The sequence below is a fragment of the Fredinandcohnia onubensis genome (assembly GCF_002734215.1).
GTDB lineage: Bacteria > Bacillota > Bacilli > Bacillales > Bacillaceae_L > Ferdinandcohnia > Ferdinandcohnia onubensis.
Window position 1 is genome coordinate 1 of the sequence record NZ_NSEB01000012.1, and the last position, 15913, is coordinate 15913.

General features: G+C 37.3%; 18 protein-coding genes. 5 read left to right on the forward strand and 13 right to left on the reverse strand.

What is annotated here, in order from left to right; translation table 11 throughout:
* Positions 1–60 precede the first annotated feature (60 nt).
* The 3 genes from CKK03_RS14600 to CKK03_RS14610 are packed head-to-tail and all read right to left on the reverse strand — an operon-like array spanning position 61 to position 1973.
* A complete protein-coding gene (locus CKK03_RS14600; protein ID WP_099363289.1) occupies positions 61–1068 on the reverse strand; it encodes an LLM class flavin-dependent oxidoreductase in 1008 nt (335 codons plus the stop codon).
* A gap of 15 nt (positions 1069–1083) precedes the next feature.
* Positions 1084–1368: a DUF3219 family protein gene (locus tag CKK03_RS14605; protein WP_099363290.1), complete on the reverse strand. Its 285-nt coding sequence runs from the start codon at positions 1366–1368 to the stop codon at positions 1084–1086.
* Between the two features lie 2 nt (positions 1369–1370).
* Positions 1371–1973, reverse strand: coding sequence for a class I SAM-dependent methyltransferase (locus tag CKK03_RS14610; RefSeq protein WP_099363291.1), 603 nt, complete (start codon positions 1971–1973; stop codon positions 1371–1373).
* 137 nt (positions 1974–2110) lie between these two features.
* Here CKK03_RS14610 and CKK03_RS14615 point away from each other — a divergent pair, with 137 nt between their 5' ends.
* On the forward strand, positions 2111–2434 hold the full coding sequence (locus CKK03_RS14615; RefSeq protein ID WP_099363292.1) for a LapA family protein: 324 nt from the start codon (positions 2111–2113) through the stop codon (positions 2432–2434).
* A 29-nt stretch (positions 2435–2463) separates the two neighbouring features.
* On the opposite strand, the gene CKK03_RS14620 is transcribed toward CKK03_RS14615, so the two are convergent.
* Complete coding sequence (locus CKK03_RS14620; RefSeq protein ID WP_099363293.1) at positions 2464–4662, reverse strand: ATP-dependent helicase; 2199 nt, start codon at positions 4660–4662, stop codon at positions 2464–2466.
* A 145-nt stretch (positions 4663–4807) separates the two neighbouring features.
* On the opposite strand from CKK03_RS14620, the gene fumC reads away from it, so the two are divergent.
* The gene (gene fumC / locus CKK03_RS14625) at positions 4808–6196 is read left to right on the forward strand and encodes a class II fumarate hydratase (RefSeq protein ID WP_099363727.1); all 1389 of its coding nucleotides are present in this window, start codon (positions 4808–4810) and stop codon (positions 6194–6196) included.
* 33 nt (positions 6197–6229) lie between these two features.
* Here the strand turns inward: fumC and pepF are convergent, their stop codons facing one another.
* A complete protein-coding gene (pepF, locus tag CKK03_RS14630; RefSeq protein ID WP_099363294.1) occupies positions 6230–8020 on the reverse strand; it encodes an oligoendopeptidase F in 1791 nt (596 codons plus the stop codon).
* Positions 8021–8153: 133 nt separating this feature from the next.
* On the opposite strand from pepF, the gene CKK03_RS14635 reads away from it, so the two are divergent.
* Positions 8154–8939: a hypothetical protein gene (locus CKK03_RS14635; RefSeq protein ID WP_099363295.1), complete on the forward strand. Its 786-nt coding sequence runs from the start codon at positions 8154–8156 to the stop codon at positions 8937–8939.
* A gap of 17 nt (positions 8940–8956) precedes the next feature.
* Here CKK03_RS14635 and shc read toward each other — a convergent pair whose 3' ends face one another.
* Positions 8957–10843 carry a squalene--hopene cyclase gene (gene shc, locus CKK03_RS14640; RefSeq protein WP_099363296.1) on the reverse strand — a complete coding sequence of 629 codons (1887 nt, stop codon included), beginning with the start codon at positions 10841–10843 and terminating at the stop codon, positions 8957–8959.
* 74 nt (positions 10844–10917) lie between these two features.
* On the opposite strand from shc, the gene CKK03_RS14645 reads away from it, so the two are divergent.
* Together CKK03_RS14645 and CKK03_RS14650 are read left to right on the forward strand one after the other, a co-directional pair.
* A complete protein-coding gene (locus tag CKK03_RS14645) occupies positions 10918–12057 on the forward strand; it encodes a DUF2515 domain-containing protein (protein ID WP_099363297.1) in 1140 nt (379 codons plus the stop codon).
* Entirely contained in the window at positions 11984–12439 is a 456-nt protein-coding gene (locus tag CKK03_RS14650; RefSeq protein ID WP_245864142.1) for a CBO0543 family protein, read from the forward strand. The genes CKK03_RS14645 and CKK03_RS14650 overlap by 74 nt, the downstream gene beginning before the upstream one ends.
* Before the next feature lie 22 nt (positions 12440–12461).
* Here the strand turns inward: CKK03_RS14650 and CKK03_RS23740 are convergent, their stop codons facing one another.
* The 7 genes from CKK03_RS23740 to CKK03_RS14680 all read right to left on the reverse strand — a co-directional run bounded on the left by CKK03_RS23740 (position 12462) and on the right by CKK03_RS14680 (position 15897).
* Positions 12462–12620 (reverse strand): hypothetical protein, encoded by a 159-nt coding sequence (locus CKK03_RS23740; RefSeq protein WP_180271261.1) that lies wholly within the window; start codon positions 12618–12620, stop codon positions 12462–12464.
* 15 nt (positions 12621–12635) lie between these two features.
* A complete protein-coding gene (locus CKK03_RS14655; protein ID WP_099363298.1) occupies positions 12636–13082 on the reverse strand; it encodes a DUF5392 family protein in 447 nt (148 codons plus the stop codon).
* Positions 13083–13454: 372 nt separating this feature from the next.
* Positions 13455–13940 (reverse strand): Cys-tRNA(Pro) deacylase, encoded by a 486-nt coding sequence (ybaK, locus tag CKK03_RS14660; protein WP_099363299.1) that lies wholly within the window; start codon positions 13938–13940, stop codon positions 13455–13457.
* A gap of 18 nt (positions 13941–13958) precedes the next feature.
* Positions 13959–14348 carry a VOC family protein gene (locus tag CKK03_RS14665; RefSeq protein WP_099363300.1) on the reverse strand — a complete coding sequence of 130 codons (390 nt, stop codon included), beginning with the start codon at positions 14346–14348 and terminating at the stop codon, positions 13959–13961.
* A 167-nt stretch (positions 14349–14515) separates the two neighbouring features.
* The gene (locus CKK03_RS14670) at positions 14516–15034 is read right to left on the reverse strand and encodes a YfiT family bacillithiol transferase (protein WP_099363301.1); all 519 of its coding nucleotides are present in this window, start codon (positions 15032–15034) and stop codon (positions 14516–14518) included.
* A gap of 240 nt (positions 15035–15274) precedes the next feature.
* A complete protein-coding gene (locus CKK03_RS14675; protein ID WP_099363302.1) occupies positions 15275–15670 on the reverse strand; it encodes a secondary thiamine-phosphate synthase enzyme YjbQ in 396 nt (131 codons plus the stop codon).
* Between the two features lie 23 nt (positions 15671–15693).
* The gene (locus CKK03_RS14680) at positions 15694–15897 is read right to left on the reverse strand and encodes a zinc ribbon domain-containing protein (protein ID WP_099352911.1); all 204 of its coding nucleotides are present in this window, start codon (positions 15895–15897) and stop codon (positions 15694–15696) included.
* Positions 15898–15913 lie beyond the last annotated feature (16 nt).

The following is a 15913-nucleotide window of genomic DNA, read 5'->3' on the forward strand; positions in this document are numbered from 1 at the left end:
TTAAATGTCCTTTACAAAGGGTACAGTTTATATGTTCCGTGGTTTTTTTGTCCGATAAATTTAAATACTGTTAAGGCCCATCTCTTTAGCTATTAATTCATAGGATTTGAGTCGATCCTCAGGGGAATGCGTAATGGTTACGATCATAAGTTCATCGGCTTGATATGCTTGTTGAAGCTCAAAGAGTCTATTTTTCACTTCTTTTGGGTCTCCAATGATGACTTTTTGTTTCATTTTTTCAAAACCATCGTAAAGATTCTCTTTATCTAGGTATTCCTTCGCTTCTGAAATGGAGGGAACTCCCTCGTAACCTTCTTTCTTTTCTCTTTGCTTTCCCCAGATATAAGAACTTAACGCAATATCCTCGGCTCTTTCCTTTGTTTCGGCACAAATGGCAGAAACAGTAACAATTACTTGTGGCTTGTCCCCTTCATTTCGCGTTACAAAATTTTTAAGATAGTCTCTTACAATCTCTTCACCCTCATTGTCGCTCATAAATAACCCAAAGGTATAAGCTAGCCCTTTTTCTGCAGCGAGTTTAGCGCTCTTTTTGCTTGTTCCCAAAAGCCAAGCGACTGGCGGTGATTCTGGGATTGGAGCAGCTTTTAAGTTAGCAAATTCATGGTCAGGTGGAAAATCATGATGTATGAAATGTAGAAGCATATCGATTAATTCTGGCATTTTCCAAACCTGTTGTAAGAAATTGTCGGACAAGGCATTCGTTGCTTCTGCAGAACCACCAGGAGCCCTGCCAATTCCGATGTCTATTCGATTTGGAAATAGTGTAACAAGCATATTATAGACCTCAGCCACTTTATATGGCTTATAATGTGGCAATAGAACCGCTCCCGAACCAATTCGAATTGAATTGGTATGTGCTCCAATATAACCGAGCATTACCTCAGGCGCAGGACAGGCTAGTCCTGATAAGTCGTGATGCTCAGCAATCCAATATCTAGTGTATCCTAACCGTTCCCCCGCTTGGGCTAGTTTCATGGATTCCACCAATGCTTCTTGCGGTGTTTGATTTGCAGAAATGGGAGCTTGGTCTAAAATACTTAATCGCATCTTTTTGACTCCCTTCTATTCTTCTATTTTACGAAGAGTCAGTCTGAAGTGTCCTACCTGGCCTTTTTCATAAAGATTCGTGATAGAAGTTGAGTATTCCTGGATATTCACTTTACACTCTATATCTCGATCTGGCACTTTTAAGTTAAAAATTCCTTTGTATAATAATGTTGTTACATCATGATATTCTTCGGTTGTTACTTTGAAATCTACTCTTATAAACAATAACTCATCATTTAGCTCTTCATGGTAATCTGTAATATTCAAATTATAATCATCTAAGTATATTTCGGTAACCATTATCAGCACTCCTCTTTATCATTTTTTATTTCCATCACGATGAATAATCCTCTATAAAATTCTTTACGATCCATAATTTTTAATCCATTTTCTTTAACGAGTTTTTCAGTTTCCCGATTTAGACAACAGCCATCACAAACTTTTTTCCAAGCAGGAGTAAGCCAATCCTGTAGTTTTGATAGAAATGGATTTCTCATTTTCACATGTTCAAACATGAGAATTGTTCCATTTGGTTTGCAAACCCTTTTCATTTCAAGTATCGCTTTTTTAGCGTCTGGAATCGTGCAAAACACAAGCGTGGCAACTACGGTATCAAATGTATCATCTTCAAAAGGTAAGTTTTCAGCACCCGCTTGCACAATTTCAATCGGCACAGTAGCATGTGATTTATTATTAATAGCTCTACTCGTCATTTGTGGATTAGGTTCGATTGCTGTTACACGGTTAACGTCCCGGTAAAGCGGGAAATTAATACCTGTTCCTGAACCCAGTTCAAGTACTTGTCCTGTTGCTTTGTTGAGCAAATGGCGACGAATCGAGCTGAACTTTCTTTTTTCAAGTGGTTTCATAAAAAAATCGTATAGCGTTGGAAATAGCGTACTCATTCTTTCAACTCCATTAGCCTTCAATACTTTCATTATATAATAATTGGGATACGGATTTCGAATAATTGGTATGCACTAGGAACATGTAATGCTAAAATGGTAAGATAAAAATAAGATTGGTTAAGGAGTTGTATGTTTTGAGATTCCAGTGGAATTTAATTTTAGGACTTTTATTTGCACTTATTGTAGCAATCTTTGCGGTAGTGAACGTGGATTCTGTTCGAGTTAATTATGTTTTTGGTTATACAGAAATCCCACTTATTTTAATTATTCTGGGTTCAGCTTTACTTGGTGGCTTAATCGTGGGCATGTTTGGTATCCTTCGTCAATATAGGCAGCAACGTCAAATCAAAAAGCTAGAGAAAGAAATTGAGCAACTTAAGAGTGCGAAAGTTGAGGAAACACCAGTAGAGACAAAAACGGAAGTAGATACAACTGAAAAAGCAGAAAGTGAAAAATAAGGAAAGGAGCTTACCCTTTCCTTTTTTCGTTATTTTACCCGCACCCCATCTGCTGGCTCCAATAACCCCATTTCTAAACAGGTTTCAAGTAGCAATATTTTTCGTTCTTTCTGAAATTGAATTTCGATTCTTTCACCGGTTACCGACATAATCGTTCCGTGACCAAACACACGATGCTTTACAGCCATTCCCTCTTCGATATCGTCTCCCCTTTTAATCGCATTTGGATTATATGGAACGATCGTCTTTTCACGTACCAGCTTTTTCTTTTGATCTGCATGCTCTACTCTAACCGGTGGAGAGATAATATTTTTTACATTTGCCACAAATCGTGAACCTGAAACGTCTTTTCCATTTTGTTTTTTATAAGATAAAAGTTCGAGTTCCTGTTCCGCGCGCGTCATTCCTACATAAAACAACCGGACTGCCTCTTCCATTAGATCACGGTTGCCATCTTTATATGTATTAATCTCATCATGTGAAGGAATTACTCCTTCGATCAGATCAATCATATACACTTTTTTAAACTCAAGCCCCTTTGAACTATGAAAGGTAGAAAGGGTGATCGCATCTTTATTTTTATTAAACTTCGAGGCTTTTAATAGATTTTCAAGATGTTTTAGACGTTCAGCGAATTGTTCCATGGTTTCAAGCGTATCAGCTATTTCCTCGAGTGTTTGAAGCACACTGAATAAATAATCCGTTTTAAATCCAAGCTTCTTACTCATTTCTTTTAGTGTTTTATCGTAGCCAAGTTGATTTCTTATTAGCTTAATCGCCTTTAGTGGCTTTTCTCCCTTCATTTGTTGGAAGGTTTTTTTACATGCTTGAATTTGTTTTATTTGATAGTCTTTTAACCCTTTATTTTGTAGCAGTCGCTCGAAAATGGATTCCGTTGGCTTCTTTTTTGTTAATTCGAACAATTGTTCTCTTGATAGAAAAAAACCACATTTCGTATATAATTGTTCAAAAATATCAATTCGTTTATCTGTAAATGTCATCCTCATAAAATTCAATATATCTTTTACGACCCAATGTGAAAAGAAACGATTATCTGAATCCTTGATATAAAAAGGAATTTGATTCCGATCAAGCTCATTGATTAACATGATTGAAGATGAGTTATTCCGATATAGTACAGCGACATCCTTCTTCTCGGCTACACGATCAATTTCTTGGACAATGTATTTTGATTGAAAACGATAATCCTCAAATTGTTTAATCTCAATTGGCTTATGATTGGGATTTTCGGTGAACATATTCTTATCGTAGCGGTCTTTATTTCGCTTGATAAAACGATTAGCTACATGAACAATATCCTTAGACGAACGGTAGTTCTGTTCCATTTTAAGGATAACTGCGTTTGGATACACATTTTTAAAATCAAGTAAATACTTCGGCTCCGCTCCCCGCCAAGAATAGATCGATTGATCATCGTCTGCCACAACATATAAGTTTTGATGGGGCTTCACTAGCTTTTCAATAATCGCATGCTGAACAAGCGAGGTATCTTGGCTTTCATCTGTGAGGAGGTAATCATAACGATTTTGATATTTTCGTAAAATCGTTTCATCGCTTGAAAATGCATCATTTGCAATCGTCAGCATATCATCATAATCAAGTAAAAGAGATTTTAGATTTGCATTTTTTATCTTTTCATATTCCTCAAAAATGGCTTCGACAAATGGAATATCACACTCAATCTTATCCCACTCATCACGAGGAAGTAGCTTGTTTTTAATATAACTAATATAGGTGGTTAACTCTTCAAGCTGTTCTTCCGTAATGTTCTCACCATTCAACGATTTAAAAATTTGCCGTAGCAGTCGTTTTTTATTAGGCCCACCATCTTGATTACCCTCAATTAATTGATATGAAATTTGTTGTTTATACACATAATCCCTTACAACCTGGAATGCCAAACTATGAATGGTTGAAAAATCCACTGAATCTACTGAGTGATCTGGGAAGAAGCGAGCAAATCTATCCTTCATGTCAGCTGCTGATGCACGGCTAAAGGTTACGGCCTTAATTCGTGAAGGATGTACTCCTTCTTCTTCAATTAAATATCCGATTCTCATAATTGTAGTGGTCGTTTTACCCGAACCAGGTGACGCTAATAAGAGCAAAGGTCCTCTTGTATGAAGGACGGCCAGTTTTTGTACTTCATTTAATTGGACACCAAGCTGTTCCTTCTTTCGATGAAAAAAGCTTTCCCCTTTATTCATGTTAGCCCACCTCCTTTTTACTCAAACTACAATTATAAAGTCTATTTTTTTTATTGACAAGGATGTTGAAATCCAAACAAGCTATGACATAAAACAAGGGAATAATTGGTACTTTATAGAGAGAAGAAAAATTGAGGTGATTATCTTGGATTATCGAATTGAAAAAGACACCATGGGCGAAATAAAGGTACCTGCTGATGCATACTGGGCTGCCCAAACCCAACGAAGCAAGGAGAACTTTCGAATTGGGACGGAAAAAATGCCACAAGAAGTGATTGAGGCCTTTGCGATTTTAAAACGAAGTGCCGCCATAGCAAATGAAAAGCTAAGGAAGTTAAATGCCAATAAAACAAAAGCGATTATGAACGCGTGTGATGAAATTTTATCAGGAAACATATTTGATCATTTTCCGCTCGTTGTATGGCAAACAGGCAGCGGTACGCAAAGTAATATGAATGTAAATGAAGTCGTTGCTAATCTGGCTAACCAATGGTTAAAGGATAACGGGATTGATGAACGAATTCACCCAAATGATGACGTCAATATGAGCCAAAGCTCCAATGATACCTTTCCAACCGCAATGCATATTGCGGGTGTGAAAGCAATTCATGAACGCCTTCTTCCTGCTATTAAGAAGTTGCAAACCACATTAGAAGACAAGGAGAAGGAATTTGCTAACATTGTAAAAATCGGAAGAACCCATCTTCAAGATGCTACACCATTAACTCTCGGTCAGGAAATAAGTGGCTGGGTCCACATGTTGAAACGATCCATGGAAATGATTAAGGAATCTACTGAAAAAATGCTCGCCCTCGCCATTGGTGGGACGGCAGTAGGGACGGGAATTAATGCTCATCCTATGTTTGGGGAGAAAGTAGCAAAGGAAATTGCGGAACATATGGCGCTTGGCTTTTATTCATCCGAGAATAAATTCCATGCGTTAACCAGTCATGATGAAATCGTATTTGCTCACGGAGCTTTAAAAGGATTGGCAGCTAACTTGATGAAAATTGCCAATGATGTCAGATGGCTTGCAAGTGGGCCACGTTGTGGAATCGGTGAAATAACAATTCCGGAAAATGAGCCCGGTAGTTCGATTATGCCAGGGAAAGTAAATCCGACTCAAAGTGAGGCACTTACTATGGTTGCGGTTCAAGTCATGGGAAATGATGCTACGATCGGAATCGCAGCGAGTCAAGGAAATTTTGAGCTTAATGTGTTTAAACCAGTGATCATTTATAATTTCATACAGTCCGTTAGACTTTTAGCTGATTCGATGGAATCTTTTAATACCAACTGTGCTGTTGGAATTCAAGCAAATGAGGCAGTTATCTCTAAATACCTGCAAGAATCTTTGATGCTTGTTACTGCTTTAAATCCACATATCGGCTATGAAAAAGCAGCTGCGATTGCGAAGCATGCTCATAAAAATGAAATCTCTTTGAAAGAAGCAGCCTTACAGTTAGGAATTTTAACAGAAGCCGAGTTTGATCAATATGTAAAACCTGAAGAAATGGTACATCCAAAGGAATAAAAATAGCCTTCCACTATCGGAAGGCTTTCTTTATTAAAGGTTGGAAAATTCCTCTACTAGTTCATTAAATTTCTTTAATGAATTTTCAATTGGATATGGAGTTGTAAGGTCCACTCCGGTCTTTTTCAACAATTCGAGCGGGTAGTCGGAGCTGCCGCTTTTTAAGAATTCAAGATAAGAAGTGAGTGTTGTTTTGTCCCCTTCTAAAATTTTTGTGGCAATATGAATCGCTGATGCAAACCCGGTTGCGTATTTATATACGTAAAATGGTCGGTAAAAATGTGGGATTCGGGACCAACCATATTTTACTTCATCATCGAACACGAGTTCCTCACCATGATACTCTCTAAATAATCCCTCATATACTTCACTAAACGATTCAACATTTAAAGGCAATCCTTGTTCTGCCATTTCGTGCGTTTTCTTTTCGAACTCTGCAAACATCACTTGGGTAAAGAAAGTTCCTTTAAATTTATCAATAAAGTGATTGATTAAGAATTTCTTAACCTCTTCATTTTCTTCATTGTTCAATAAGTAGTTGATTAATAGGACTTCATTTACAGTTGAAGCTACCTCAGCTACAAAGATACTGTAACGTGCCGTAATCTGCGGTTGATGCTCAGAGCTTAGTTTACTGTGTACTCCATGGCCACATTCGTGAACCAATGTAAATAAACTGTCTAAATCATCCTGATGGTTCAACAAAATATATGGATGTACACCATACACACCTAGATTATAAGCTCCGGAACGTTTTCCAGGCGTTTCCCGTACATCGAAATAACGAGATGTTCTAAAATCCTTCAGGGTTTGAATATAATCTTCGCCTAGTGGAGCAAGTGCATTGCACATCATTTCAAATGCTTCATCATACGAAATATCCTTCTTTGCCCCGCTTACGAGTGGAACACTTAAATCGTACTGACGAAGCTCATCAAGACCTAATTTTTCCTTGCGGATGCTTGTGTATTTGTGCATGGCATTGATGTTTTTCTTTGTTGTTTCGATTAGATTTTCATAGACATCTTTTGGAACATTATCTCCGAACAATGCTTTTTCAAGTGCAGATGGATAATGACGCATTTTTGAAATGGTCACATTATTTTTAATGGCGGCAGATAAAGTCGAAGCGATTGAATTTTTTAAATGAACATATGGCTCATAATAGGCTTTATAAGCTTCTTTTCGCTTTTCGCGATCCTCATCCTCGATCAGTTTTGCATACATTCCTCTCGTTAACTCTACCTTTTCCCCATCATCTTTCGTGATCTTACCAAAGCGAATATCGGCATTATTCATCATACCGTATGTTGTACTTGGTGCAGAAAGTGCTTCGCCTAATTGAGAGAGAATCTCTTCTTGGTCTTTATTTAAAACGTGTGGTTTATACCGGTACGATTCAAGTAATTCTTTTTCAAAGTACTGAAGTCCTTCTTCCTCGGCAATGTAACGCTTTAACGTTTCTTCCTCTAAGCTTAATAAGAACGGCATGAAAAAGGAATTCTTTGTGCTCACCTTTACACTAAGCTGCTTAGCTCGGTCTAAATATGATTGTGATTTGGTAACTCGAGTATCTTCATCTACCTTTAACATGGCATAGGCAAAAAGTTTGTTAAAATGGAAAGATAGTTTTTCACTCAATGTTAAATACTCACATAACGAATGTCCGTCATGAATATTTCCATCAAATTTTCCTAGCTCTTCCCCCATCTTCTCAATGAATTTGAAGTCTTCATCCCATTTACTTAGGTCAGAATAGAGGTCATCTAAATTCCATTTTTCCTGTTCAGGCACTTCAGTTCGTGATGAATACGTAGTTGTCATCGCAATTCTCCTTTGAATTAAATTGAAATTACTTTTATTATGTAAGAAAGAAATATATGATATGAGATAGATATGTTTCATTTTATTGTATATGAATTACATAAATTTGTAAAAAATGAAAGGATGTTCATACATGGCGAACACATTGCCTCATGTAGAGGACTCAGGCGGAACTGTATATCTCCCACCAAAAGGTGATTATGAAACATTTGTTGATGATGCCAACTATGAAGAGAAGGTTCGAGAATGGGGCCTTTCTGTTAAAAAGGAATACTGGTATAAAGAAAGAACACATCAGCGAATCGTGACAATTAAAGGATATGAGGTGTACGGTAAAACCGGGGAACACAATACAATTGTCCTTGAGTTTCAAGATGGAAATCTCACTTGTATTCACCCTGCCTATTTAAAAGAAATGCAGTCTCCAAGCTTTACAAAAGCCGCTATTTCAGACACAACTGTAACTCAGCCGAAGAAAAAGGAAACGGTGAGCAAGGTGGTTGCTGAGAAACCGAAAACAACTGAATCCAAACCAGCTGTTATAAAGGAACAACCTGAAAAGAAAGCGAAAAAAGAAAAAGCACCAAAAATCGAGCTGCCAACAGATAAGGTTCATTTTACCGCTAAGGTTAAACAATTTGCGTTAACATGGAATCATTTTAATGAGGATAATGATGAAGTCATTGTTTTTGAGAATGTCGTCGTTCAGCAAGAAGATCCGCTGGAAATTGGACTAGCTTGGTGTTCTCATTCAAAGACATTAAAAAAATTAGAGCTCGAACCCGGCAATTCCCTTGAATTTGATGCCAAAATCGTGAAGAAGAAACTTGCAAAAGGCAAGGACGTTGATGAAGAGTTCATCATTGAAGACCCGGTTCACTATAAAATCAACAATCCATCAAAATTAAAGAAAAGCTAAAAGAGCATTTTGTTCTTTTAGCCTTTTTTTATATACTTCTTTTGATAATGAGAGAGTGCCAGTAGCGGGAATATATAACGATAGCTATGATAGTGAATATAAAAATCGCCTGCCATCCCTTGACCTTTCGGATAGTTTGTCGTCCAGTCATCTCGGTCTAAATTTTCGAGAAGAAATTGAATCCCTTTATCAATGGCTTTTGTTCGGTTTTCACTTGCTGAAATTAGCGCATCCAGCGCCCAAGCGCTATGTGTTAATGTACTTGTTTTTAAAGGAACATATTTATTTTTATTATCGCTCCTACAAGATTCACCCCAGCCTCCATCCTGATTTTGAATGGATTCAAGCCAGATAACTGCTTTTTTTATAGCCGAGTACGTTGGTAACACACCAACAGCCCGTAAGCCCGTGACTGCTCCCCATGTTCCGTATATATAACAAATTCCCCACCGCCCATACCATGAGCCATTCTCCTCTTGATTATTTGTAAGCCATCTGATGGCCGATTTTATAGAAGGATGATCCTTAGGGAGATTTGTATATCTACCAAGATACTCAAGTGTTCGGCCAGTCACATCTGCTGACGATGGATCTGTTAAAATATATTCTGCTTTTTCGATGGGTAACAAGCTTAGTAGTTTACTATCCGTATTTTTTTCAAAGGCTGGCCAACCCCCATCATCATTTTGCATGGACATAAGCCAATGCAACCCTAGTTGCCAAGATTGTCTGTAAATAGGTTCTTTTTTTACCGTTCTTGCTATTGATCGCAGTGAAGAAGTTGTATCATCCACATCTGGATGTATGGTGTTCATGTCTGCAAAGCCCCATCCGCCAGGAGGTCCAGAGGGATTCTGGATGGCCCAGTCCCCGTATTTGTAATGTTGACGATCAAATAAATACTGGTTGGCCTTTTTAATCATTGAATCTGATGCGGGTACCCCTGCTTCTTGTAAGGCATATCCGAGAAGAGAAGTATTCCATATATCGGCAGTTGTATATTGCATATGAGTATGGCCATGTATTTCGGTTTTCATTGTCTTTAATCCGTTAACAGCATTTTTAATCAATGAGTGATGTTTAGGATAGCCCAAGGAAAGTAATGCAAAAATCATCAGAAATGTGGAACTGAAATAACCTAGAAAAGTCCCGTCAGGCTCTATCCGGCGTAGCATATATTGCTTTGCTTGTTCCAGTGCTACTTGGTGAAGATGTGCAGGTAAATCAATTAAACTTTTGATTGCTTGTTGAATTCCTGAATAAAATGACCGCCATTCGGGTGAATGTCGAAAATCAAATATATCTTCCTCTCTTTTACTGGTTAATTCAGATAAATCAGGACTATTCTTGGTTCTTAGTTGAAATTTTTTATCAGCAAGAATCATAATCGGTGTGAGATTTGCCCTGCCGAATTCTGAAAAACGATAAAAATGAATTGGAAATGAGGTGGGAAGTAGAATTAATTCAAGTGGTAGCGGGAAAAATGTTGGCCACTTTTGTTGCCCTGTTAAGGCTAGCATGAATTTTGTGAACATATGGGAACTCTTAAGACCTCCATTTTTCACAATAAACGATTTTGAGCGTACCATCCTTGGTTCTGTTTTTTTTATAAGCCCTGAGTATAGGAGTGCGTAATAAGCCTCCACAGTCGAGGATAAATTTCCATCCCCTTCATCATAAAAAAGTTTCCATGCACCATTCTCTTCTTGCCTGCTTAAAATTCGTTCTGTTAATTGTTGAACTAACTTCTCATCATTTATTTCAAGACTTCTTAATAAGATAATCATATAACAATCGGTTGAAATTCCTGTTTCAAACGGATACTTCCATGAGCCATTTGGAGACTGGTCCTTCCTAACTTTTTCAATCAGATCCTGTAATTTGTTATTAACCTTTTCTAACATTTGACACCTCCCTTCAACCTACTCCATACATATTCAGCGTAATCCACGAGCATTCATAGAGGAGGTCAACACAGATGTGCAAATTTTTCCAAAAGGAGAAGCTCCCACTCTCTGAATCTATTTTACAAATCAAAAAAGCGCTTAAAAGACGACAAAGACAAAAACTGATTCCCTCACCTTCAGTAGAAGAGCAGTATTTGATTCAGCGAATACATGCGATAACGGGAAGTCTTAATCTGAATAATATTACGCGGACAAAAGCATATCTGGATTTCTATCATGCCCACCCTGAAATCCATTGGGCATTCCTTGGACATATGGTGTCCAGGAATGGAGGGTGGAATATGACAGATTTAAAGGGTGGCCAGCTTTCAAGACTGTTAACACAGAAAGAAGCGGAGTCTTATTTTTCATTTTTGGAACGGGGGAACTGGTTGATTTTTCAAGATGCGTTTCCTCAATTCTTACTCTACGAGGCTAGTAAACGATATCAGCGAAATTTATTTTACCTACTCCCCCATTTTCATGTTTCGATGTTTATGGAAATGATGTGGAATTATTTCTGGGTGAAACAGGACGCGTATCTACTAACGATGGCTCAAATTATTAATGAGCAAAGCTATCTTGAAAAGCGTATCATTTCAAATACCACTTATAAAAAAGAAGTCCTCGATACACTGGAATTCAAGCTTCAGGATTTATTCGATTTGAATCATATTCTTTTTCCGTTCGAAGAAAAAGGAAAAACTCACTTGATTGGTCAAACCCTCCATCAATTTAAAAGTGTTCGAGAACGTATCTTGTTAGGAAAACGATTGTATTCCATCTTATTTAGTGATAAAAAGACGCTGAAACAAGTGGAGATGTGGGCAAATAAAGTCCCACATACAGGGTCTAGAAAGGATTACTGGCCGCATATTTTTAATCAAGTGGATGAGGGCTTGCCTGGTACAATATTAAAATCACGTGTGAAATCCTGTGAACTTACAAAAGGTTCTCCAAGAATATATAGCCCGCGATTAGAATTGGCTTGGAAAAATAGAAGACATAAGCCTGTTGAAATTGGGGATTGGTATAAGGATTGGGAAGTGATTCATTACCTTACCGATGATAATGAAAACGTGGATGGAGAGATACAAAATGAATACTGTAAAACGCTCGAAAAATTCGAACTCGCAGCAATTGCTAAAAAAGCCATTTCAATTTTGGACTAATTTAGGCCTGTTAGTTACAGTCCTAGTTGGCACCCTTATTGGGACATATCTCGACCTGTATTTTGTTGGTAAAGGCTTGTACTCTTTTCCAGAGCGTCCTTTTCCTGAAGTGTTTTCCATTCATATAGGGTTTACCTTACTCGGTTTACCGGTTACGTTAGTTGTATTTCTATCTATCTGTCAAAAACTGAATTTGTTTGGAAAGCTTGTTGCTGTGTTCGTACTTGCTTCTACCATGGCTTGCGGAGAAAAACTGTCTGAAGGCTTTGGCTGGTTTATTCACGAAACCTCATGGAAGCATGTATATTCACTTTTTGGATATACAGTCTATTTATTACTCATGCTAGTTGTCTATTATCTAGTAACAACTAAAAAAACCTGACTCTTTGGGTCAGGTTTTGTCATTATGATCCTAAAACAAATTTACTTCTTTTTTTACTAAGGGATGCATTTACTCCTTGGCTTTGCAGCTTAAGAAGGATTTGGTGGATCGTTTTTTTCGTTTTTGTTTTTTTTACAGGGACTGGTTCCTTCGACTTTGCTTCGATAATGCGTTCCGTCATTATTTTAAAACTCCTTTATGAATAAAGATTTCGCTTTTCTCTCTGTTTTTCCTCATTTAAAAACTCGATAAAAAAGTGTAAAGCAAGCTTTGGCTGACTTTGTAGTCTCGAAATATAGTCTTTCTGACGCCCTTCTGTTACTACATCACTCTTTTTAATTCTTTCAATGATATATTCGGAAGAAATTGCTTCCATTTCTTTTTTCTTCAATTTTGCTTCTTTTGATAAGGCAAATCCAATAGCTCCGAGGATTGCATATATAACAAGTGATGGAATTGCTTCATTTGTAAATGGCATGAAAAATAGTAAAAAACCAAGGTTGATTAGTGAAATCGTGATCAATGGAAATGACCAGAATATATATTTTGAGGTCTTCGCCATGATCGGACTAAGTTTCTTATGTAGCTGCTCAAGCTCCTTTGTGATAAACAATGGTAAATTCTTCGTTGTAAATATATTCAATATGAACTCCCCTTCCTTTTTAGTGAATGAGAAAAAGCCTATACCATAATCGACATAGGCCTTAAAAAAACAAAAAAGACCTATACCATGTTATTGGTAAGGTCTTGCTAACAACGTTATAGTTGCCAACAAAGCCGAGAGAAATATTCTCTGTAATGACGACTTTGCTGTTAAAGCTACTCCCCTTAAGGGTATTAAGTTTAAATATTTGATACTTATATATTAACATATTAGCGTTTTTCCAACAACCCTTTAATGAAATTGAGAGGGATTATCCTGTTAAAAGGAGTTATTTAAATGGATTTATGAATTGCATTGTTCGTAGTTTCTTTGAAAAGGATATATTTGTCAGATTTGTTTTGTGCAATAGCTCTACCCTTTAATGATATCTACGAACCTACCATTAGTGGAGACTATTAGGTCATCTACTTTTAATTCCACTTGCATCCCGATTTTACCAGCACTTACAACAATACTTTCAAGATTGTTAGCATGTTCGTCAATAAATGTTGGATATGCTTTTTTCATACCAATCGGGGAACAACCACCTCTAATGTATCCTGTGAGTTTTTGAATATCCTTAACCGGTATCATCTCAACCTTTTTTACTCCGGATACGGATGCTGCTTTTTTAAGATCAAGTTCTTTTTCTACAGGAATCACGAACACAAAGATCTCCTTTGTATTGCTGTGGGCTACAAGTGTTTTAAAGACTAGTTTTGGGTCTATCCCGACCTTATTCGCCACAGAAACTCCATCAATTTTCCCATCATTGCTTTCATATGTATAGATTTCATATGGAATCTTTTTTGAATCTAAAATTCTCATGGCATTTGTCTTTGTATGTCCCTTTGCCATTGTTTGACCTCCAATTATTTATAATCCCAAAATTGTTTTCTTACGTTCTTCTTTTTCTGATTCATTATGGTATTCAAATAATCCGACATGATTTCCCCAAGGGTCTGAAAATGTAGTCCATTTTACTGGGACATCTTCTCTTGAATAAATTTCAAAAGGCTCTATTTTTAAATGATTGATAAGCCTTTCACGCTCATTTTCAAGGTCGTCTACTCCTAATCTTAATGGACCGGAACCAATAGTGCTATCTCCTTCAGCAATTTGAAGCCAGCACCCTGGGATAAGCTCCCACTCAGCAAACCCTTCATGCGGGATAAAATCAGGCTTTTTCTGAAGCAGCGCTTCGTACCACTTTTGTCCCTTAGAAATATCAGCGACACGAAACTGAATAGTCATTTCATAAATCAAGTAAAACCATCCTCTCTTATTTTATCCATAAAATTCTTTAAACCTAGTCTATATACCTTTAGTACTTAAGAAAAACAGGCAGTACCTTTGACTGCCTGTATAAAGTGGGAGGTGAACTTACTCTTTTCGAGGTAAGCATAAAAGCTGATCGAAACATTGCAATTAATTTACCAGTTTTTCCTTTTTGCTTTAGTTGTTATATGTGCAAGATGATGATTGCCATGCCAAGCGCAGAATCCTAGAAAAACACCTAGTTTCATTTCGCCACCTTCTGGATGAACATAGGTCAGTTGGAATTCGTCCTTTGCAAAGTTTTGTAAAAGAGTCACCCAGCGCTTGTGAACACCATCGATAATTGCCAATGAAGCATCAACTGGTAGAGTCGAATCTGATAGCTTTGCCCATTCAGCTTCATCATACGGTTTAATAACTGGACTATTTTCTGTTGCGGCTAATTTAAAACGAACATAAGAATTCATCGATGCGTCTGCAATATGATGAACAACCTGTCGAAGTGTCCATCCACCTTCCCGATATGGTGTATCAAGCTGTTGGTCTGTTAAATCCTTCACTGCTGCCCTTACTAATGCTGGTAATTTCTCGATCTCATTAATCCAGTTGCTGACTAATTCCCCTGTTAAATCCCCGTGAAATTGGAATTCTCCTATCGGATAACGTTCATCCATCCTTATTCCCCTCCTAAAAATTCAAAAATTTAAGTCTTATTTCCATTTTAACAAATGCTTGCAAAAATTTCTGCTACACATACACCGAAAATATTAGATAGAGATTAAGGTAAATGAGAGAATGAAGGAGGAACTTGGAAAGCATATCTAGATGGTACTGATGATATGGAGTGGATTCACGATATAGATGAAATTGTATTTTACAACGGTGAATAGGCGAATCTATCAGGATTCGCCTATTTATATGATTTTTACATAATAGGTACGTGTTCGTGGACCATCAAACTCACAAAAATAGATACCCTGCCATGTACCTAATAGTAAACGTCCTTCTGTCACAATTACGTGTTGTGATGCGCCGACAGTACTTGCCTTCATATGAGCGGCCGTGTTTCCTTCCATATGACGGTCTAGCTCATCATGCCATGGGTAGACTTCATCGAAACGACGTAACATATCCCGTTTCACATCAGGGTCCGCATTTTCATTAATCGTTATTCCTGCTGTAGTATGGGGGCAATATACGACCACTACGCACCCTTTCATTCCACTTTGATCAACTACATCTTGAACTTTATCAGTTACATCAATCATTTGGTCACGCTTATTTGTTTGTATAGTGAACTTTTGCAGCATGATTCATTTGTCTCCTTCAATAATTATCCAAAGAATAAATCAAGTATGTTTGATGCTTTTGAAGAATCCTTGTTATAAAATTCGGAGTAGCCACAATTCTTACAATACACCACAGTAAAACGATTATTTTGGATATCTAGCATTTTTGTAATCCCTGAACCTGTCATCGAAACATCCTTCGTCCCCGCATTCGTACTTCCACATTTAACGCAGCCTTTACCTTGCATAAAATCCCCTCCATTA